General features: G+C 66.5%; 16 protein-coding genes. 3 read left to right on the top strand and 13 right to left on the bottom strand.

Annotated elements, in window-relative coordinates:
• Nucleotides 1-314: 314 nt before the first annotated feature.
• Nucleotides 315-1,172, top strand: a complete 858-nt coding sequence (locus AC5P5W_RS03545; protein ID WP_197561310.1) for an endonuclease/exonuclease/phosphatase family protein — start codon at nucleotides 315-317, stop codon at nucleotides 1,170-1,172.
• 19 nt (nucleotides 1,173-1,191) lie between these two features.
• Here AC5P5W_RS03545 and AC5P5W_RS03540 read toward each other — a convergent pair whose 3' ends face one another.
• The gene (locus AC5P5W_RS03540) at nucleotides 1,192-1,455 is read right to left on the bottom strand and encodes a hypothetical protein (protein WP_032959134.1); all 264 of its coding nucleotides are present in this window, start codon (nucleotides 1,453-1,455) and stop codon (nucleotides 1,192-1,194) included.
• 140 nt (nucleotides 1,456-1,595) lie between these two features.
• On the opposite strand from AC5P5W_RS03540, the gene AC5P5W_RS03535 reads away from it, so the two are divergent.
• Nucleotides 1,596-1,973 carry a VOC family protein gene (locus AC5P5W_RS03535; protein ID WP_014646791.1) on the top strand — a complete coding sequence of 126 codons (378 nt, stop codon included), beginning with the start codon at nucleotides 1,596-1,598 and terminating at the stop codon, nucleotides 1,971-1,973.
• Between the two features lie 41 nt (nucleotides 1,974-2,014).
• Here AC5P5W_RS03535 and AC5P5W_RS03530 read toward each other — a convergent pair whose 3' ends face one another.
• The 6 genes from AC5P5W_RS03530 to AC5P5W_RS03505 all read right to left on the bottom strand — a co-directional run bounded on the left by AC5P5W_RS03530 (nucleotide 2,015) and on the right by AC5P5W_RS03505 (nucleotide 9,839).
• Nucleotides 2,015-3,436, bottom strand: a complete 1,422-nt coding sequence (locus tag AC5P5W_RS03530; RefSeq protein WP_111206164.1) for an efflux transporter outer membrane subunit — start codon at nucleotides 3,434-3,436, stop codon at nucleotides 2,015-2,017.
• Nucleotides 3,430-4,167 carry an SDR family oxidoreductase gene (locus tag AC5P5W_RS03525; RefSeq protein WP_049439198.1) on the bottom strand — a complete coding sequence of 246 codons (738 nt, stop codon included), beginning with the start codon at nucleotides 4,165-4,167 and terminating at the stop codon, nucleotides 3,430-3,432. The genes AC5P5W_RS03530 and AC5P5W_RS03525 overlap by 7 nt, the downstream gene beginning before the upstream one ends.
• A 64-nt stretch (nucleotides 4,168-4,231) precedes the next feature.
• Nucleotides 4,232-7,402, bottom strand: coding sequence for an efflux RND transporter permease subunit (locus AC5P5W_RS03520; RefSeq protein WP_014646788.1), 3,171 nt, complete (start codon nucleotides 7,400-7,402; stop codon nucleotides 4,232-4,234).
• A gap of 127 nt (nucleotides 7,403-7,529) precedes the next feature.
• Nucleotides 7,530-8,753 carry an efflux RND transporter periplasmic adaptor subunit gene (locus AC5P5W_RS03515; RefSeq protein WP_014646787.1) on the bottom strand — a complete coding sequence of 408 codons (1,224 nt, stop codon included), beginning with the start codon at nucleotides 8,751-8,753 and terminating at the stop codon, nucleotides 7,530-7,532.
• Nucleotides 8,754-8,844: 91 nt separating this feature from the next.
• Nucleotides 8,845-9,615: an SDR family NAD(P)-dependent oxidoreductase gene (locus AC5P5W_RS03510; RefSeq protein ID WP_014646786.1), complete on the bottom strand. Its 771-nt coding sequence runs from the start codon at nucleotides 9,613-9,615 to the stop codon at nucleotides 8,845-8,847.
• Nucleotides 9,612-9,839, bottom strand: a complete 228-nt coding sequence (locus tag AC5P5W_RS03505; RefSeq protein WP_041863314.1) for a hypothetical protein — start codon at nucleotides 9,837-9,839, stop codon at nucleotides 9,612-9,614. Before AC5P5W_RS03505 ends, AC5P5W_RS03510 begins: the two co-directional genes overlap by 4 nt.
• A gap of 147 nt (nucleotides 9,840-9,986) precedes the next feature.
• Between AC5P5W_RS03505 and AC5P5W_RS03500 the strand changes: the two genes are divergently transcribed.
• On the top strand, nucleotides 9,987-11,018 hold the full coding sequence (locus tag AC5P5W_RS03500) for a LysR family transcriptional regulator (RefSeq protein WP_032959145.1): 1,032 nt from the start codon (nucleotides 9,987-9,989) through the stop codon (nucleotides 11,016-11,018).
• A 398-nt stretch (nucleotides 11,019-11,416) separates the two neighbouring features.
• Here the strand turns inward: AC5P5W_RS03500 and AC5P5W_RS03495 are convergent, their stop codons facing one another.
• From AC5P5W_RS03495 to AC5P5W_RS03470, 6 genes are all read right to left on the bottom strand, one after another.
• Entirely contained in the window at nucleotides 11,417-12,112 is a 696-nt protein-coding gene (locus AC5P5W_RS03495) for a YiaD family glycine zipper/OmpA-like lipoprotein (RefSeq protein WP_014646784.1), read from the bottom strand.
• 140 nt (nucleotides 12,113-12,252) lie between these two features.
• Nucleotides 12,253-13,668, bottom strand: coding sequence for a cryptochrome/photolyase family protein (locus tag AC5P5W_RS03490; protein ID WP_197574311.1), 1,416 nt, complete (start codon nucleotides 13,666-13,668; stop codon nucleotides 12,253-12,255).
• 89 nt (nucleotides 13,669-13,757) lie between these two features.
• Complete coding sequence (locus AC5P5W_RS03485) at nucleotides 13,758-14,372, bottom strand: inorganic diphosphatase (protein ID WP_197574310.1); 615 nt, start codon at nucleotides 14,370-14,372, stop codon at nucleotides 13,758-13,760.
• A 10-nt stretch (nucleotides 14,373-14,382) separates the two neighbouring features.
• On the bottom strand, nucleotides 14,383-15,750 hold the full coding sequence (locus AC5P5W_RS03480; protein WP_014646781.1) for a purple acid phosphatase family protein: 1,368 nt from the start codon (nucleotides 15,748-15,750) through the stop codon (nucleotides 14,383-14,385).
• Nucleotides 15,747-16,862: an NHL repeat-containing protein gene (locus AC5P5W_RS03475; RefSeq protein WP_049439193.1), complete on the bottom strand. Its 1,116-nt coding sequence runs from the start codon at nucleotides 16,860-16,862 to the stop codon at nucleotides 15,747-15,749. The genes AC5P5W_RS03480 and AC5P5W_RS03475 overlap by 4 nt, the downstream gene beginning before the upstream one ends.
• Nucleotides 16,862-19,375 carry a TonB-dependent receptor gene (locus tag AC5P5W_RS03470; RefSeq protein ID WP_478439241.1) on the bottom strand — a complete coding sequence of 838 codons (2,514 nt, stop codon included), beginning with the start codon at nucleotides 19,373-19,375 and terminating at the stop codon, nucleotides 16,862-16,864. Before AC5P5W_RS03470 ends, AC5P5W_RS03475 begins: the two co-directional genes overlap by 1 nt.
• Nucleotides 19,376-19,514: the final 139 nt, after the last annotated feature.

Raw genomic sequence — 19,514 nt, 5'->3', positions numbered from 1 at the left:
AGTAGCGATACTTGGAACGGATGCACTGCGTGGAATTGTCCGAACGCAGGTTCAGCGACACCTGCAGGGCGCGAATCAATCGTGTCATGGCACAGCTCCTTGTGGTTCCGTTGATGGTTGCTGCGGTGCCGGGTTCAGTGGCCGGCAGCGCCGTTCTAGCACGCAGGCCCGCGCGGGCGGGTCAATGCGCTGTCAAAGGCCCTGCTGAATACGCCGCGGCGACCGGCGGATACCGCCAGCGCGCGCACAGCCATGAACAGGCAATCCGTGCGATGCTCCATGAAACCGTTTTCATGGAATGGAGGGATTCCACGATGTTGTCGCGTTTCCGTCGCCCTGTACTGTCTGCGCTGCTGGCGCTTGCCCTGCCTGCGACCAGCGCCTGGGCCGCAGCCCCCGCGCCGTTGAAGGTGATGTCGTTCAATGTGCGCACCCCGGCCGATACCGAGCCGGGCAAGCGCTGGCCCGACCGTCGCGACGCGATGGTGAAGGTCATCCTCGATGCGCACCCGGCGGTGATCGGCACCCAGGAACTGGTGCAGGAGCAGGCCGAGTACCTGGCAGGACACCTCCCCGGCTACCGTTGGTTCGGCGAGGGCCGCCGCGGCGGCAGCGGCGACGAGCACATGGGCGTGTTCTACGACAGCAAGGTGCTGGCGATCGAGGAATCAGGCAACTTCTGGTTGTCCGATACGCCCGATGTGCCCGGCAGCATCACCTGGGGCAACCTGTATCCACGCATGGTCACCTGGGCGCTGTTCCGCCGCATCGACGACGGCCGCCGCTTCTACTTCATGAACACCCACCTGCCCTACCGCGACGAAGACGAGCCGCGGCGGGTCAAGGGTGCCGAACTGATCGGCAAGCGCGTGGCCAACCTGCCGACCGATCTGCCCGTCGTGCTGACCGGCGACTTCAACAGCGAACCCGGCGGCGACACCTACAAGGCATTCACCCGCGTGCTGCAGGACACCCGTACCCAGGTGAAGGCTCCGCAGGGCCCGCGGCTGACCTTCCACGATTTCACCGGCAAGGCCACCGTGCAGCTGGACTGGGTCCTGGTGCGCGGCTTCCATGCGCGCAGCTTCCTGACCGATGACCGCCGCATCGGTGGCGTGCTGCCATCGGATCATTTCCCGCTGGTGGTCGAACTGGACTGGCCCAGGCACTGAGCAGCCACGGCAGCCGCCGCTACGGCGGTGGCTGCCGCGACAGCAGGCGATACAGCGCCTGATGCTGGTCGCGCGCCTGGCAGATGCGGGCCCCGATCGCCAGGAACACGGCCACGCCAATCAGGCCCAGCCCCAACATCGAATCCTGCAGGCGCAGGAAACCGACCGCCGCCGCCATCGTCGCCAGCACCAGCAGCACCACGACCGCCACTGACAGACCCGCACCGGGTGGACCCGGATCGCCGAACAACATCCGTTGGGTATCCCGCCTTCCATCCGCCATCGCCTGTCCTCCCGAGTGCCTGACCCACTTGTTACACGTCGGGCCGGCATTCCGGCAGAGTCAGAAACGTCACGAAGGTGAAGATGTACGCGGAACGCATCGCGTTACCCTGCCTCCTCCCCCGAACTGCGGAGCAGGACATGGCCCACCAGAGCCGGCTGGCTGGATTCATCATCGACTGCCAGGACCTTCCCGCCGACGCAGGTGCCGGCTTCTGGGCCGCCGCGCTCGGCCTGCAGGCACAGGCGGCGCGTGTCGAAGGGGGCGCCGAGTATGCCGACCTGCTGGGTGCACCGGCGGGCTTGAACGTGGAAGTCCAGCGGGTCGATCACCCGTCACGGGTGCACCTGGACATCGAGAGCGACGACATCGATGCCGAGGCCGACCGCCTGGAGAAGCTCGGCGCGCGCCGGATAGGCTTCGTCAAACGCTGGTGGGTGATGGAAGCACCGACCGGCCATCGCTTCTGCATCGTGCGCATGCGCGAGCGCGAGGTGCCGGCCAATCAGTGGCCTTGAAAGCAGGAGGGGACGGAAGCCACTGCCTCCGTCCCCTGCGGTTACTGCACCTGCGCCACGCTCGGTTGCTGCGGTGATTGCCCCCAGCCGCCCAGCGCCTTGTACACGCCCACCACGCTGACATTGACTTCGGACTCGGCCGCCGCCAGGGCGTCATCGGCCGCCAACTGCGTGCGCTGCGCATCCAGCAGGGTCAGGAAGTCTTCCGAGCCTTCGCGATAGCGGATCTGTGCCAGTGATTCGGCACGCCGTGCGGCCTGTGCCTGCTCGACCACGATCGCCAGCCGTGCCTGCTGCTTGGAATAGCGGGTCAGCGCGTTCTCGGTATCTTCGAGCGCCAGCAGCACGGCCTGCTCGTACTGCGCGGCCACGCCTTCGGCTTCAGCCTTGCTGGCACGCAGGCGTGCACGCACGGTACCGAAGTCGAATGCTGCCCAGCTCAGCGACGGGGTCAGCGACCAGGCCTTGTTGTTGCCATTGACCAGGCCACTGGCATCGCCGCCGAGGAACCCGACGAAGCCGGACAGCGACAACCGCGGGAACAGGTCCGCGGTGGCCACGCCCACGCGTGCGGTCGCAGCGGCCAGGCGACGCTCGGCCACGCGCACGTCGGCGCGCTGGCGCAGCAGTTCGCGGGTATCGCCCAGCGGCAGCGCCTTGGCGAAGGCCGGCACGTCGTGCGGCGCGAGCATGTCGGTCAGCACTTCCGGGCGCTGGCCGAGCAGCACGGCCAGCCGGTTGCGCGACTGCGCCTCGGCCACTTCCAGCAACGGGATGTCGGCCTCGATCGCCTTCAGGCGGGCGCGGCTGCTCTGCACATCCAGCTCGCTTCCCGCGCCCAGTTCCCAGCGCGCCTCGGTCAGCTTCTGCGTATCGCGCAGGTTTTCCAGCGTGTGCTGGGCCACCGCGATGCGCTTCTGCGTTCCGCGCAGCTCGAAGTAATTGCGTGCCACTTCGGCGGCGACCAGTACCTGCGCATCGGCCAGGTTGGCCTGCTCGGCACCGAGGTCGGCGCGTGCGGCCTCAGCGGCACGGCGCTTGCGGCCGAACAGATCCAGCTCCCAGCCGGCGTCGAAGCCGAGCTGGTAGCTTTCACTGAACACCCGCTGCCCACCCAGCTGCGGATCGGGTTGCTTGCGGCGGTCGTAGCTGCCGCCAGCGGTGATGTGCGGCGCCTGGTCGAAACGGCTTTCGACGAACACTGCGCGGGCCTGGCTGACGCGGGCCACGGCCACGCGCAGGTCCAGGTTGTCCGACAGGGCGCCATGCACCAGCTGTTCCAGCACCGGATCATCGAACTGCGCCCACCAGCTGGCCACCGGCGAAACGCTGCTGAAGACCGGCTGCTGTGCGCTCTGCAGGACCACCGGTTCCTGCACCGGGGCCTTGTAGTTCGGGCCGACGCTGACACAGCCTGCCAGCACCAGGCTGGAGACGGCCATCGCCAACGTGCGGATCACCATGGCAGCACCTCGCCCAGGTAGGTGAAGCTGCCGCTGGCACCGGATTCGCCGATCAGCGCCATCTGCACGCTGGAGCGCGCGCCTTCGGCGATTTCGATTTCGCCGTTGCCGCCGTTCATGTCGGTCTTCACGTAACCGGGATGCACGGTATTGACCTTGATCGGGGTGTTGCGCAGCTCGTAGGCCAGGCTCAGGGTCCAACTGTTCACCGCGGCCTTGGACGCGTTGTAGGCGGGAATCTTGAAGTGGTAGATGCCCGATGAGGGATCCGCGTGCAGGGTCTGCGAGCCGAGCATGCTCGACACGTTGACGATGCGCCCGGACTTGGCCTGCTTGACCAGCGGCAGGAATGCCTGGGTTACTGCGACCAGCGCATACACGTTGGTGTCGAAGGTACGCTTCCAGGTGTCGAGCGACTGCTCCGACGGCGCCTGCGCCGGGTTCTCGATCATGATGCCGGCATTGTTGACCAGGATGTCGAGGCGGCCGTGACGCTGGCGCACCTGCTCGACCGCTTCGGCGATGCTGGCCGCGTCGGTCACGTCCAGTTGCAGGGCTTCGACCGGCAGGCCTTCAGCCTGCAGCTTCAGTGCCAGCTCCACCGCCGTATCGCGCTTGCGACCGGCCAGCAGCGTATGCACACCTGCCTGGGCCAGCTGGCGCACGGTTTCCAGGCCGATGCCACGGGTGGCGCCGGTGACCAGCGCGATCTTGTTCTGATGGGTATTCATGGATGCATGCCTTGTGGGTGGAAAGCCGCCGCCGGCCAGTGACCGGCGGCGACGGGGTTCCATGTCAGTGGTGGATGGTCGGCTCGCCGTGCTGCACCAGCTGGCCACCGCCGTTGCGGGTGACGAACTTGCGCAGGGCCACGTAGAACACCGGGGTGAGGAACAGGCCGAACAGGGTCACGCCCAGCATGCCGGCGAACACGGTGATACCGGTCACCGAGCGCACCTCGGCACCCGCGCCGTGCGACAGCACCAGCGGCACGGTACCGGCGATGAAGGCGATGGAGGTCATCACGATCGGGCGCAGACGCAGGCGGCAGGCTTCCAGCGCGGCTTCAACGATGCCCTTGCCGCCCATCTCCAGCTCTCTGGCGAATTCGACGATCAGGATCGCGTTCTTGCACGCCAGGCCCATCAGCACCACCAGGCCGACCTGCACGAACACGTTGTTGTCGCCACCGGTCAGCCACACGCCGAACAGCGCGGACAGCAGGGTCATCGGCACGATCAGGATCACCGCCAGCGGCAGCGACCAGCTCTCGTACAGCGCGGCCAACACCAGGAAGGCCAGCATGATCGCCACCGGGAACACGATGAAGGCCGCCTTGCCCTGGGTCGCCTGCTGGTAGCTCAGGTCGGTCCATTCGGTGGTCATGCCCACCGGCAGCACCTTGCCGGCGATCTCGGTCAGCTTGTTCATCGCCTCGGCCGAGGACAGCAGGCGCGGGTCAGCCTCACCGGCCAGGTCTGCTGCCGGATAGCCATTGAAGCGCAGCACCGGGTCCGGGCCGAAGGTCTGCTTGATGGTGACCATCGAACCGATCGGCACCATTTCGCCGCGGTCGTTGCGGGTACGCAGCTTGCCGATGTCCTCGACCGTCTCGCGGAACGGACCGTCGGCCTGGGCGATCACCTGCCAGGTACGGCCGAACTGGTTGAAGTCGTTGACGTAGGCCGAACCGAGGTAGGTCTGCAGGGTGTCGAACAGCTCGGTGAGCTGCACGCCCTGCGCCTTGGCCTTGACGCGGTCCACTTCGGCATCCAGCTGCGGCACGTTGGCCTGGTAGCTGCTGATCGGGAAGGCCATGCCCGGCGTCTGCGCAACGGTGCCCTGCATTGCCTGCACCGCATTCTGCAGCGCGCCGTAACCCAGGTTGCCACGGTCCTCGATGAACATCTGGTAGCCGTTGCCGTTGCCCAGGCCGAGGATCGGCGGCGGCATCATCGCGAACGCGAAGCCTTCCTGCAGGCCGGCGATCTTCTGGTTGATCTCGGCATTGATCTGTGCGGCGGTGCGGCCATGGCGCTCGGCGAACGGCTTGAGCGGGATGAACGCCACACCGGTGTTCGGCGTGTTGGTGAACTGCAGCGCGTTCAGACCCGGGAACGAGATGGTGTGGGCCACGCCATCGGTTTCCTGGGCGATCTTGGCGACCTTGCGCAGCATTTCATCGGTGCGCGCGATCGACGAACCTTCCGGCAGCTTCACACCGGCGATCAGGTACAGCTTGTCCTGGGTCGGGATGAAGCCCGGCGGCACCAGCTTGAAGATCACGCCGGTACCGACCAGCAGGATCGCGTAGACCACGAACACCGCGCCACGACGGCCGAGGATGCGGGCCACGCCACGCTCGTACTTCTCCGAGCTGGACTTGAAGAAGCGGTTGAACGGACGGAACACCCAGCCGAACAGGCGGTCGATCAGGCGGCTCGGCGCGTCCTTCGGAGCACCATGGGCTTTCAGCAGACGCGCGGCCAGGGCCGGCGACAGGGTCAGCGAGTTGATCGCCGAGATCACCGTGGAGATGGCGATGGTGACTGCGAACTGCTTGTAGAACTGGCCGGTGACGCCGGACAGGAAGGCCATCGGCACAAACACGGCACACAGCACCAGCGCGATCGCCACGATCGGGCCGGACACTTCACGCATGGCCTGGTGGGCCGCAGCGGTGGGTGACAGGCCTTCCTCGATGTTGCGCTCGACGTTCTCCACCACCACGATCGCGTCGTCGACCACGATGCCGATCGCCAGCACCAGGCCGAACAGGCTCAGCGTGTTGATCGAGAAGCCCAGCAGGTACAGCGCGGCGAAGGTACCCACCACCGACACCGGCACCGCGATCAACGGGATGATCGAGGCACGCCAGGTCTGCAGGAACAGGATCACCACCAGCACCACCAGGGCGATGGCTTCCAGCAGCGTGGAGACCACGGCCTTGATCGAGTCGCGCACGAAGATGGTGGTGTCATACACCGCTTCGTACTTCACGTCGGCCGGCATGGTCTTCTGCATCTCGTCCATCGTCGAGATGACCTGGTCACGAATCTCCAGCGCATTCGCACCGGGCGACTGGAAGATACCGATACCGACCGCGTTCTTGCCATCCAGCTGCGAGCGCAGGGTGTAGTCACCGGCACCCAGTTCAAGGCGGGCCACGTCGGCCAGGCGCACGATCTCGCCATCGGTGCCGCTCTTGAGCACGATGTCGCCGAATTCCTTTTCGCTCTTCAGGCGGCCCTGGGCGTTGATCAGGGTCAGGAACTGGCTGTTCGGCAACGGTTCGGCGCCGAGCTGACCCGCCGAAACCTGCACGTTCTGCTCGCGCATGGCACGCACCACGTCGCTGGCGGTCAGGCCACGCGAAGCCACCTTGTCCGGGTCCAGCCAGGCACGCATGGCGTAGTCGCCGCCACCGAAGATCTGCGCGTCACCCACGCCCGGAATACGCGCCAGCGCATCCTTGACGTGCAGGCGGGCGTAGTTGCGCAGGTACAGGGTGTCGTACTTGCCTTGCGGCGAGGTCAGGTGCACCACCATCAGGAAGGTTGGCGACTGCTTCTGCGTAGTCACGCCCTGCCGGCGCACGTCCTCGGGCAGGCGCGCCTGCGCCTGCGCCACGCGGTTCTGCACCTTCACCGCCGCCGCGTCCGGATCGGTACCGGGGCGGAAGGTGACGGTCATCTGCAGCACGCCGTCCGAGCCGGCAACCGACTTCAGGTACATCATGCCTTCGACGCCGTTGATCGCTTCTTCAAGCGGCGTGGCGACGGTCTCGGCAATGACCTTGGGGTTGGCGCCCGGATACACCGTGCGCACGACCACCGACGGCGGCACCACTTCGGGGTACTCGCTGATCGGCAGGATTGGAATCGTGATCAGGCCTGCGGCGAAGATCACGATCGACAGCACCGCCGCGAAGATCGGCCTGTCGATGAAGAAACGGGAAAAGTCCATGGAGGAATTCCTGGGAAAGGCGTCCGGCGGGCAACAGCCACCCTGCCCCTCGCCGGGATGACGAAGGCAGGGAAGGCTGCCGCTGGCGCCGGCAGCTAAGCGGGGACGCGGATCAGGAGCCGGCGGATCAGTGGTTCAGGGCGGCGGTGGCATCGCGGCCCGGTGCCGGCGCAGCCTGCGGCTGCATCGCCACGGCCTTGGCCTGCACCGGCATGCCCGGCATGAAGACCTTCTGCACGCCGTCGATGATCACCTTGTCGCCGGCGGCAAGGCCGTGCTCGACAATGCGCAGGCCGTCGGCGGTGCGGCCGAGCTGGATGTCGCGGCGCTGGGCCTTGCCATCCTTGTCTACCACGTAGACGTACTTGCGGTCCTGGTCGGTCAGCACGGCCTTGTCATCGATCAGCATGGCCTGGAACTGGCCGCTGCCAAGCAGCTGCACGCGGGCGAACAGGCCCGGCGTGAACTGGCGGTCGGCGTTGTCTAGCAGCGCACGGACGCGGATGGTGCCGGTGCTGCGGGCCACCTGGTTGTCGAGGAAGTCGACCTTGCCCGCATGCGGGTAGCCCTCTTCGCCGGACAGGCCGACCTTCACCGGCAGCGCGCTGTCACGCTCGCTGGGGCGCTCGCCCTTGCGTGCCATCTGTGCATAGCGCAGGAAGGTGCTTTCGTCGGCATCGAAGTAGACGAACACGGTATCCAGCGAGACCAGCGTGGTCAGCACGCTGGCACTGTCGCCGGCGGTGACCAGGTTGCCGGCGGTGACCATCGCGCGGCCGGCGCGGCCGTCGATCGGTGCACGCACCTTGGTGAACTCCAGGTTGAGGCGGGCGGCATCCAGCGCCGCCTGCGCGGCCTGCACGGCGGCTCCGGACTGGTCGGCCGCGGCACGACGCTGTTCGGCGGTCTCGGTGGAGATCGCCTGCTGCTCGGACAACCGCTTGGCGCGCTCGGATTCGCTGCGGGCCAGCGTGGCCTGGGTGCGGGCGCGGGCCAGCTCGGCGGCGGCGCGATCGTACTCGGCCTGGTAGCTGCGCGCGTCGATGGTGAAGAGCACTTCGCCCTTCTTCACTTCCTGGCCTTCGACATAGTTGACCTTGTCGATGTAACCGGACACGCGCGGGCGCAGTTCAACGCTCTGCACCGCTTCGACGCGGCCGCTGAACTCGTCCCACTGGCTGACCTGCTTGACCAGCACCGGCGCGGCGCTGACCTGCGGCGGCGGCGGAGCACCGGCCTCTTCGGCATGGCCGCCGCTGCAGGCCGCAAGCACGGCCGCGGCGAGGATCGACACGCCGACCATCGCGATGCGATGGCCGAAACGATGTGGGGTGGTATTGGGGGAAGTCATGGCATGCATCCGTACGGAGGGGTGGTACAGCTATATGAGAACGTGTTGCAAAAATCGGCGGCGCATACTGCGACCTCAACCATGGTCGAGGTCAAGCGATGCCCGCGGTATCGCGCCACAGTGGAGGGACATCCAGGTGCAGCAGGCCGCGCGGCAGTTCGGCATCGCTGCTGTCGCAGCGGACGATGGCGCGGTTGTCGCGGCAGCCGTCCAGCAGGGAGACCACACGACGACCGACCAGCAACGAGCTTGGCCACTCGATGCACGCATTGGCCGCGTTGGCCGGGGTGCACACCGGACTGCAGACTTCCAGCATCTGCGCGCGCACACCCAGTGCCTGCGCTTCCTGGTGCACCACCTGCGCGTACATGCGCAGCGCGGCGGTGGTGATCGAGGTCTCGCCGTAGCCCGCCCAGGGCTTGGCGTTGGCGGGGCTGCCGATCATCACGTAGCGGCGTGCATGCACGTTGTCCTGCAGCAGTGGCAGCAGGTGACGCACCGCGTGCACGTGCGGCATCAGGTCGGCCTGCATCGCCCCCAACAGCTCATCGCCATTGCGGTCGGTCACCCGGCCGCGACGGTAGGGGCCACCCATTGCGGCGATGACCGCCGCCAGCGGACGCGGGCGCTGCGCGATGCGTTCGGCCAAGGCACGTGCCGAGCCGTCATCGCTGAGCGAGCCCAGCAGCGTCTCCAGGCCAGGCTCATCGGCGAACTGCTCATGCAGCGCCGCCAGCCGACCCGGGTCGCGGCCAACCACCAGCACAGGGCTGCCGGCTTCCAGCAATGCGCCGACCACGCCCTGGCCGACGGCACCGGTGCCGCCGAGGACCAGGACTTCGGGCGTCAGTATCCCATTCACGGGACATTTCCTCCCAAATCCGGGATAGTCCCGATCCGGCGCAGCCGGTCACCCTTGTGCGGGGCCAGGCGGATGGCACCGCCACGCTGCTGACGCATGGGCGCGGTAAACTCACGAAAGTCCTTGTGTACCAAGGAACTCGGACGGGCTTCGACGGTCATCGCCAGGTCCAGGGTGTTCTGGCCGACATGCCGGAAGCGGGCAAGAATGTTGCGCAGGCTCATGGCGAGGGGGCTCCATTTCACGAATGGCGCCACGATAGACCTCAAACCTTTACTTGATTAGTCCTGATTAAGGGGAATAATCATCCCGCTCCCGGTCCAATCGTTCTGTCACGATTGTCCCATCCCCGACGTCCAGGATCCCCGACCATGTCCCACGATCTCAACGAGACGCTGATCTTCGTCAAGGTGGTCGAGCAAGGCAGTTTCATTGCCGCTGCCAAATCGCTCGGCCTGCCCAAGACCACGGTCAGCCGCAAAGTGCAGGAGCTGGAAACGCGCCTGGGCGCGCGGCTGCTGCACCGGACCACCCGCCGCCTCGGCCTGACCGAAGCCGGCTCGATCTACCACGAGCATTGCCAGCGCATCGCGCGCGAGCTGGAAGAAGCCGAAAGCGCGGTGAGCCAGTTGCAGTCCGGCCCGCGCGGCTGGCTGCGCTTCACCGTGCCCTATTCGATCGGCATCACCTGGATCGCCCCGCTGCTGGGCCAGTTCCATGCGCAGTATCCGGAAATCCGCCTGGACATGCACATGGGCAACGAGAAGCTGGACCTGATTGCCGGCGAAGCGGATCTGGCGCTGCGTGTGGGCGCCCTGCCCGATTCCAACCTGGTCGCGCGCAAGCTGGGCAGCCTGCGCACGCAGGTGTTCGCCAGCCCGGCCTACATCGAGCGCTATGGTGAGCCGCTGCATCCGGAAGAACTGCAGTTCCATCGCATCCTGGCGATGCGCAAGCCGTATCACACTGGCAATTCACCGCGCTTCACCTGGCAGCTGGGCGAGAACGGCGGCGAACTGCGTGACTTCCCGGTCACCCCGCTGATGACCGCCAACGACATGTCTGCGCTTAATGGTGCACTGGTGTGTGGCGAAGGCCTGCTGCTGACCGGTGATGTGATGGCCAAGCCGTTCGTCGAGTCCGGCATGGTACGGCGCGTGCTGGCCGGCTGGACCGGCCCGGAAGTGGACTTCAACGCCGTGTTCGCCGGTGGCCGCCTGGTCTCGCCGAAGGTGCGGGCGTTCGTCGATTTCCTGGTGGAAAAGCTCAACTTCGACGCCAACTACATGCTGGCGCAGTGCCCGGGTGCGAAGCTGGCACAGCAGCAGAAGGCCCAGGAAGACGCGGCGTTGGAGAGCAGCGGCAAGCGCATCCTGGAGAAGGTCGCCGCCTCGGCGGTGTAACCGGCTTCTGTAGAGTCGAGCCATGCTCGACTGCGGTTGGAACGGCGCCGACCAAGGTCGGCATCTACCAGGAGATGAGTTGCGGCATTTCCTTCCGACTGCGCCGGGCGTCCGGTAGATGCCGACCTTGGTCGGCGCCGTTCGGAGAAGCCGCGAACGGGAATGCTGTCGGCGTGCCGAGCAAGCTCGGCACCCACAAGAATGCCGCCTGCAAGGGCGGTATTTTCGTTCCGGCTGCGTGGCTTTCGGTAGATGCCGACCTTGGTCGGCGCCGTTCGGAGAAGCCGCAACCGGAAGCGCTATCGGCGTGCCGAGCAAGCTCGGCACCTACAGAAAATGCCGCCTGCAAGGGCGGCATTTTCGTTCCGGCCAGGCCGGAACAGCAACAACGCTACGCGTTATTGCTTGAGCGGAATCACGCGGATTTCAACGCGACGGTTTTTGGCACGGCCGGCATCGGTGCTGTTGTCGGCAATCGGATACGACTTGCCAGCCCCCAGCGTTTCGATGCGCACGCTCTGCACGCCTTGGCCGATCAGGTACTGCGCCACCGAATCGGCGCGTTCCTTCGACAGGCGGTTGTTGACCGCGTCGCTGCCGATGCTGTCGGTGTGGCCCACCACTTCGATCATGGTCTGGTTGTACTCGCGCAGCGTACCGGCCACACCGTTGAGCGAGCCGTAGAACTGCGGCTTCAGGGTGGCCTTGCCGAAGTCGAAGGTGATGCCGTCCGGCAGGTTCAGCATGATGTTGTCGCCCTGGCGCTGCACATCGATGCCGGTGTTGGCGGTGCGCTCGCGCAGCGCGCGTTCCTGGCGATCCTGGTACTGGCCGACGGCGGCGCCGCTGAGCGCACCGATACCGGCACCGATCAGTGCGTGCTGACGACGCTCGGTGGCGCTGTCACCGGTCAGAAGGCCGGCAGCCACACCGATGGCGGTACCGATCAGCGCGTTGCGGCCGGTACGGTTCTGCTGTTCGGTCGGGTTGCCGTACTGGTCGCTCTGCACATAGGAGCCGCCGGTGGCGCAGGCCGACAGGACGGCCGCACTCATCAGGGCCAGTGCGACGTTGCGGGTGGTGTTGCGGATCATGTGGTTCTCCTTGTTTTCCGGTCGGGTCGGCGGCTTACGGGCGCAGAGAGAATAAACAGCCCGATGCGATGTCGGGATGATGATCGGTCGCGGCAACAGGGCCGCGTTCAGCTAACTGACTGGAACGCTCAGCCCGCGCTTTACCCAGCCCCCGTCTGCCGGTAGGCGGCCAGCGCAGCATCGCGGCCGGCGGCCAGATCCACCAGCGGCGTACGCGGATAGCCCGGGGCATGCGCCGCCAGCAGCAGCGGATGCTGCCACGGCGCGAAGCGCGCCTTCACCGGCAGCGCCGCCAGTTCGGGCACCCAGCGGCTGATGTAGCGCGCCTGCGGGTCGAACTTCTCGGCCTGGGTGACCGGGTTGAACACCCGGAAGTACGGGGCCGCGTCGGCGCCGGTGCCTGCCACCCACTGCCAGCCCATCGTGTTGTTGGCCAGGTCGGCATCGACCAGGGTGTCCCAGAACCAGCGCGCGCCCTGCAGCCAGTGCGCACGCAGGTGCTTGCACAGGTAGCTGGCAACAATCATCCGTACCCGGTTGTGCATGTAACCGGTGTGCCACAGCTCGCGCAGGCCCGCATCGACGATCGGCACGCCGGTGTTGCCGCGCTGCCAGTCATGCAGTTGCGCTGCAGTGGGCGTGGCCCAAGGGAAGCGGTCGAAACGCGGATTGAGGTTGTCGGTCGGCGTCTTCGGGAAGTGATGCAACAGGTGGTAGGCGAAATCGCGCCAGCCCAGTTGCCGCAGATAGCCGTCGATGTCGGCATCAGTGCCGGCACTGCGCAATCTCTCCAGCGCATGCGCGATGCGCCACGGTGCAATCTCGCCGAAATGCAGATGCGGCGACAGCCGCGAGGTACCGACCCGGTCCGGCAGGTCACGCTGCTCGCGGTAACCGCGCAACGCGCCGTCCTCGAACACGGACAACGCCTCCAGCGCGCCGGCCTCGCCCGGCTGCCAGTGCTCCCAGAAGCCGGAATCCCAGTCCAGCGTGGGCGCCAGCCGCAGCTCGTCCAATGCGAGGCCGTCGACCGAGTGCGCGGTCAGTGCCTTCGGCGCGGCACTCAGCGTCGACAGGCGCCAATGACTGAGTACGTTGCGCCAGTACGGAGTGAACACCTTGTACGGCTGACCCTGCTGTGTCGCGATGTCCCAGGGCTCGAACAACAGGCTGCCATTGCAGCTCTGTGCGTCGATGCCCTGCTCGCGCAGCGTGCGTTTGATGGTGGCGTCGCGTGCCTGCGTAGCCGGCTCGTACTTGCGGTTCCAGTACACCGCCTCGGCGCCGGTCTGCCCGATCAGCAACTGCAGGGCCGGCAGGCTGTCACCACTACGCAGCACCAGCGACGAACCGCGCGTGCGCAGGTCGGCGTCCAAGGCACCCAGTGAACGGTGGCGCCACGCATCGGAGGCCGCGCCAGGCACCCACTCGCCTTCCTCGTGCGGCGCGTGGAGATAGACCGGCACCACGTCGTGACCCGCATCCAGCGCGGCCTGCAGGGCCGGATTGTCCTGCAGCCGCAGATCACGGCGGAACCATACCAACGCTACCGACACATGCACCGCCTTCGATGTGGAAGGCGGACATGATAGCCAGGGGCGGTGAAGGTGATGCGCGCGTCCGGCCACCCACCCACGGCGGGGTTCTAGCGCTTGAACCGCTGCATGGCCTCGCGGATCATTGACCGTGCCTCGGCGGCGTTGCCCCAGCCATTTAGCTGCACCGGGTTGCGCCCGGCCGGCAGGTCCTTGTAGACGCGGAAGAACGCTTCGATCCGCTGCCGTTCGGCCTCCGGCAAGTCCGCCAGGTCGCGGATACTGGCGTAGGTCGGGTCGACCTTGTCGGTCGGCACCCCGATGATCTTCTCGTCGTGCTCGCCGCCATCGATCATCTTCAGGTAACCGATCGGCCGGAAACGCACGATCACGCCCGGATGCAGCGGTTCGCGGGTCAACACCAGCGCATCCAGCGGATCGTTGTCGCCGGCCAGGGTGCGCGGCATCGAGCCGTAGTTGGCCGGATAGGCGACCGGCATCGACTGGAAGCGGTCCACGTGCACCAGGCCGTCTTCCTTGATCTCGTACTTGGTGAAGCTGCCGGCCGGGATCTCCACCGCCAGGTTCACTTCCTGCGGGGCCTGCGCCGGCTGGGCGACCAGGAAGGGATGCAGCACGGTATCGGCGGCGGTTACCGCACTGGCCAGCAACAGCAGGGACGCGCCGATGGCAGCCAATGGAATGATGCGGCGGGGTGTGGTCATCGGCGTCTCCTCATTCCCAGCAGCGGTCGGCGCGACCCTTGGCGGTCTGCGCGCGCGGGCAGTCGCGCGGAGCAATGCGGCCTTCGGTCAGCTCCGTGCGCTGCTTTCCACCCTTGGCATCACGACGCAATTCGAAGGCATCGTAAAGACGGCCGGTCACGGTGCGTGCTTCATAGCGCAGGTGCTGCGGGTCGATGTTCAGCACCTGGAACAGCTGGGTGTCCTCGGCCACCGGGTCCATCGTCCTGCGCGCTTCGTCGGAAAGGCGGTACTGCTTCGGTCCGGCCACGGTCACCACATACTGCGGCGTCGCGGCCTGCCCTTCGCCACGGCGGCCATAGGTGTGGTCATGGCCCTGCAGCACCAGATCTACGTTGTGGCGGCGTACCACCGGCAGCAGCACGTCACGCAACGCGGCGTTCTCGCGCCCTTCGCGCGGCGAGTAGAACGGCTGGTGCAGCAGCACGATGGTCCACGCCTGCCGATTGCCGGTCAGCACCTTGTCCAGCCACTGTGCCTGCGCCTTGGCGGTGCCGAGGTCGAGTGCCGATGTGCCATCGACCACGGCCACGCGCACGCCCTGCGCATCGAACCAGTAGCTGGTCTGCTGCGCGGCGGTGGCACCATTGCCCGGCAGCGCGAACGTCACCGGCCAGTGGCGGCCCAGCACGCGGCGCTCCTGCGGGGTGTCCTCGAATTCCTCGAAGTACTCGTGGTTGCCGATGGCCGGCGCCACCAGCGTTTCCTGCGCCAGCCAACTGGTCGCAGCGAACCACTCACCCCACTCGCTGTCATCCATGTTGTCGCCTCCGCTGACCAGGTCACCGGCAAACAGACTCATGCGCGCCTGCGGCGCAGCCTTCTGCGCGGCACGCACCACGCGGCTGACATGGCTGACGTTCTTGTTCTGGGTATCGCCGAAGTACAGCAGGGTCAGCGGCTGATCGGCGCTGGCCAGCGTGCGCAGCTGGTTCCAGGCGCTCCAGCTGCCATTGCCCTGCACACGGTAGACGTACTGGGTATCCGGCTGCAGGCCATCGATATCTGCCCGATGGTGGTGCGACAGACCGTTCTCGGTCTGCAGCGCGCGGGTCGTCGCACGCACCTGGCGGATGCCTTCAATGGCCGGCGAATCTGCGGCCAGCGCGATTTCCAGCAGCGGCGCCTGCACGCTGTCGTCGGTACGCCAGGCCACGGCGAACCCATGACTGGAATCAACCGCCGGCGAGGCGACGATGCGGTCCGGCACCGTCGTCGCCGCGTAGTGGCGGCTACCTGCCGGCACCTGGGTATTCGGTTCGGCCGCCGCGAACGACAGCGACGGCAGCGCCAGCAGCAGGCCCAGCGCCAGCGCGCGCATTACGCACTGCCCGCTCATGCGCCACACTCCAGCGGCAACGCCAGCTGCTTGGCGATGCTCTCCCAGTCGAAGGCCACCACGCCCTGGTCGTCATGTACTGCATACAGCGCACCGTGTGGGAAGCGCGCGCTGGGCTGCTGCATCATCCAGATGCCATCGGTGTTGGCCACGGTATTGCCCTGGAACGCGCCGACCGGCTTCAGCGTGTGCCGGTCGAACAGGTGGAACACGCTGCGCTGCTTGCCCTGTTCGGTGGTGATCCACCAGCCGTCCTTGCCGCAGGTGCGCAGGGTCACGCCTTCGGCCTGGGCCTTGAACACGTCGCGGCCAAAGGTGGTGCCAGTGAAGCGGCCCGCCAGGGTGTAGACCTTGAACTCGCTGGCGTAGCGCTCGTCCTCTTCGGCAATCAGCAGCCGGTCGTTCTCGGGGTCGCCCCAGATCGACTCGACCACGCGCAGTGCACCGGCCTCGGTGGTATCGCCGATGCTGGCCACCAGCTTCGCCTCGACCTTCGCGCCGTCGCGGGTCACATGGTACTGGCGCACGCGCTTGTCCAGCTCGGCCAGCGGCGGCAGGATGTCACGCCCCTGCGCATCCTCGCCGTTGTCCCAGGAATCGGTGACGTAGACGCTGTAGCCATCGGCACGGCGGTCGACCCACAGACCGTACGGCTTGCGCAGGTCGTCCGCAGCGAAGGTCGCCAGCGGCGCGAAGTCCGGCAGGCTCAGCACCTGCACGCGGTGATTGTCGCGCTCGACGATCCACAGCAGGTCGTCGGTCACCGCGATGCCGTTTGGGCGGTCGAACTGCCCCGGTGCGGTGCCGCTGCTGCCGACGTCACGCAGGTGCTGGCCGGTGCTGCCGTCGTAGACCACCAGCTTGTCGGTGGCCTTGGCGGTGGCGATCAGCCACAGCGCGCCGTCCGGCGCGCGCCAGGCCGCCGGCGAGTCGATGTTGTCGGCCGGGGTCATCGGTGACAGGAACGCTTCGGCGATGGTGCTCACCACGCGCTCGCCACTGGCGGCCGGCGCGGCCGCTCCCGCAACCGGATCGTTGCCGGTGGCCGGCGTGCAGCCGGCGACCAGCGTAGCCGCCAGCGCGGCGGCCAGGACAGTGACGCCACGCCCCATCACAGCGCCACCTTCAGGCCCAGCGCATAGGTGCGGCCGTACTCTTCCATCTGCAGGGTGCGCGAGCGGGTGCCCTGGTACAGCTCCAGCGGCTTGTCCAGCAGGTTCTGCGCTTCGAAGTACATGCTCACGCGCGGGGTGAACTTGTAGTCCAGCGAGAAATCGAGCTGGGTGTTGGGTGCCACGTAGATGTCGAATGCACGCCCCTTGCCGATGCTGTCCAGATACTCGCTGCGGTACACGGCCGCCAGACGCGTGCTTACACCGTACTTTTCATAGCCGATGTGTGCGCTGTAGACATGCTTGGAAGCGCGCGGCAGGGTGAAGTCCTCGCCCTCACGTCCCTTGATGCCGGCATCGAACGTGGTGTCCAGCCAGGTGCCACTGGCACCGACCAGCAGGCCATCCAGGCCCTCCGGCAGGAAGGCCAGCTGCTGCTGCCAGTTGAACTCCGCGCCACGCACGGTGGCCTTGCGACCATTGATCGGCTGGGTCACGTCGAATCCACCGTAGGCCGGATCATTGGTCCGCACGGTCTCCACGATGTAGCCATCGATCGACTTGTGGAACAGTCCCAGCGAAACGATGCCGCTGCTGCCGATGTACTTCTCCACCGACAGGTCGATGTTCTTCGACTCGTACGGATCCAGTTCCGGGTTGCCCAGGCGCACTTCCTCGTCACCGCGGCTGTAACCCACGCGCGGCGAGACGTCGCCGAAGGACGGGCGCGATACGGTCTTGTTGGCCGAGGCGCGCAGCACCCAGTCATCGGCCGCGTCATAGCGCAGATGCAGGCCCGGCAGCACGTTGGTGTAGCTGCTGTTGGCCACGCGCGGGGTGACGGTGAAGCTGCGGCCGTTGGCGGCCACGTCCACCTGGTTGCCGACTGCCTTGAAGCGGGTGTTCTCCACGCGCACGCCGCCGATGATGCGCAGCGCGCCCACATCCCAGGTACCCATGGCATAGCTGGCGAAGATGTCCTCGCTGGCCACGTAATCCTCTTCCAGCGACGTCATCGCATTGCCGCCGACATCCTGCGGGCGGGCGCTGTACTGGCCACCATTGGCGGCCCAGAACGCGCGCATCGCAGCCGAGTCCATGCCATCCCCCATGTTGCCGTGGCGATGCTCCGGCGAAGAGGTAGTCCAGCTCGACAGCACCACCTTCGGGCCGACGCGCAGTTCGCGCTCATCGACATTCACGTCGCGGTCGCGCCAGCGGCCGAGCAGGCCGAACTTGATGCTGCTGCTGTCGCCGTCGAAGCGCACGTTGACCTGCGCGCTGTGTTCCTTGTCGTTCACCTGCTTGGGCGAAAGCACGACGCGGTCGAACGCGTAGTTGCCGTTGTCCAGCCACTGCGGGTTATCGAAGCTGTAGCTGGGCAGGCGGCTGCTCTGGTCCAGGGTGCCATTGAAGGCCTTGCCGTTGAGCTTGAAGCGCGCCTCCATCTCGTCGTTCACGCGCTCTTCGGTACGGGTGTAGCCGATCCGGTAATCGACCACGGCGTTGGTCAGCTTGTTCTCGCCACCAAGACTGGCCGCAAAGGTGTTCTCCTTCTTGGTGCGGTAGCGCATGCGCTTGTCGATCGAGTCCTTCGGCATGCCATCGAGCCGGTACTGGTCGGTGCCGGTCTTGACCATCTTCGCGTCGTCGAAGTTGAAGATCACGCGCTGGCGGGTCTCCGCATCGTCGAACTGGCTGTACAGCGTGCGCAGGTAGTACTTGCTGTCTTCGTTGGGGCGCCAGTCGAGGTTGAGGTTGGCACCGATGCGCTTGCGCTCGATCTCGTACTTGCGGTGCTGCAGGTTGATCGCGGTCACGTCACCGGGGGCGGCATCGTCCTCGCCGTCATATTCCACTTCGGTGTTGTCCGACTCGAACTTCCGCTTCTGGTAGTTCACGCCCAGCGCCACGCCGAACGTGTCGTTGAACACTTCGCTGTAGTTGAAGGCGGCCTTGGGGCTGGTCTCGCCGGACAGCTGCTGGTGGCTGCCCTCGATCTTGCCGCGCAGGCTGCGGCCGTCGCGGTCGAAGGCCGACGCCGATTCCACCAGCACGGCGCCGCCGATGGCATCACCGGGCATGTCCGGGGTCGGCGACTTGACCACGCGCAGGCGCTCGGTGGAGTCCGATGGGATCACGTCCAGCGGCGCGGCGCGGCTGGAATCTTCCGGCGTACCGATGGCGATGCCATCCACGCTGACGCTGTTGAGATTGGCATCCAGGCCGCGAATGACCACGAAGCGGCCTTCGCCCTGGTCGCGGGTCACGCTGACGCCCGGCAGGCGCTGCAGTGATTCGGCCACGTTCTTGTCCGGATACTGGCCCAGGGCATCGGAGGACACCGCGTCCTCGATGGCGTCGCTGCTGCGCTTGAGGTCGACCGCGCGGATCTGCGATTCGAGCTGGGCGCGCACTTCGATACGGTCCAGGTCGACCGCGTCGGCCGCCACGGTGCCGGTAGCGGCTACCGCCTGTTGCCCGGCAGCCTGCAGCGGTGCCGCGGCCCCCATCGCCAGGGTCAGGGTGATGGCAACGGCCAACGGAGTCTTGATATGCACTGGGAATCCCCATTCCTGTTAAGAATGGGTCTGCACGGTATGTCCGCAAGGTTGCATGGCCGTGACATGCGCCTGCACATTTCATGTACAT

The sequence above is a fragment of the Stenotrophomonas sp. YJH_SMC_123 genome (assembly GCF_059368215.1).
This window is presented reverse-complemented; position numbering and strand designations above follow the sequence as displayed.

What these genes read in the sequence shown, in the direction of transcription:
- AC5P5W_RS03545 (WP_197561310.1), top strand. Translation starts at nt 315, where the DNA reads ATGTTGTCGCGTTTCCGTCGCCCTGTACTGTCTGCGCTGCTGGCGCTT.
- AC5P5W_RS03540 (WP_032959134.1), bottom strand. Translation starts at nt 1,455, where the DNA reads ATGGCGGATGGAAGGCGGGATACCCAACGGATGTTGTTCGGCGATCCG.
- AC5P5W_RS03535 (WP_014646791.1), top strand. Translation starts at nt 1,596, where the DNA reads ATGGCCCACCAGAGCCGGCTGGCTGGATTCATCATCGACTGCCAGGAC.
- AC5P5W_RS03530 (WP_111206164.1), bottom strand. Translation starts at nt 3,436, where the DNA reads ATGGTGATCCGCACGTTGGCGATGGCCGTCTCCAGCCTGGTGCTGGCA.
- AC5P5W_RS03525 (WP_049439198.1), bottom strand. Translation starts at nt 4,167, where the DNA reads ATGAATACCCATCAGAACAAGATCGCGCTGGTCACCGGCGCCACCCGT.
- AC5P5W_RS03520 (WP_014646788.1), bottom strand. Translation starts at nt 7,402, where the DNA reads ATGGACTTTTCCCGTTTCTTCATCGACAGGCCGATCTTCGCGGCGGTG.
- AC5P5W_RS03515 (WP_014646787.1), bottom strand. Translation starts at nt 8,753, where the DNA reads ATGACTTCCCCCAATACCACCCCACATCGTTTCGGCCATCGCATCGCG.
- AC5P5W_RS03505 (WP_041863314.1), bottom strand. Translation starts at nt 9,839, where the DNA reads ATGAGCCTGCGCAACATTCTTGCCCGCTTCCGGCATGTCGGCCAGAAC.
- AC5P5W_RS03500 (WP_032959145.1), top strand. Translation starts at nt 9,987, where the DNA reads ATGTCCCACGATCTCAACGAGACGCTGATCTTCGTCAAGGTGGTCGAG.
- AC5P5W_RS03495 (WP_014646784.1), bottom strand. Translation starts at nt 12,112, where the DNA reads ATGATCCGCAACACCACCCGCAACGTCGCACTGGCCCTGATGAGTGCG.
- AC5P5W_RS03485 (WP_197574310.1), bottom strand. Translation starts at nt 14,372, where the DNA reads ATGACCACACCCCGCCGCATCATTCCATTGGCTGCCATCGGCGCGTCC.
- AC5P5W_RS03480 (WP_014646781.1), bottom strand. Translation starts at nt 15,750, where the DNA reads ATGAGCGGGCAGTGCGTAATGCGCGCGCTGGCGCTGGGCCTGCTGCTG.
- AC5P5W_RS03475 (WP_049439193.1), bottom strand. Translation starts at nt 16,862, where the DNA reads ATGGGGCGTGGCGTCACTGTCCTGGCCGCCGCGCTGGCGGCTACGCTG.
- AC5P5W_RS03470 (WP_478439241.1), bottom strand. Translation starts at nt 19,375, where the DNA reads ATGGGGGCCGCGGCACCGCTGCAGGCTGCCGGGCAACAGGCGGTAGCC.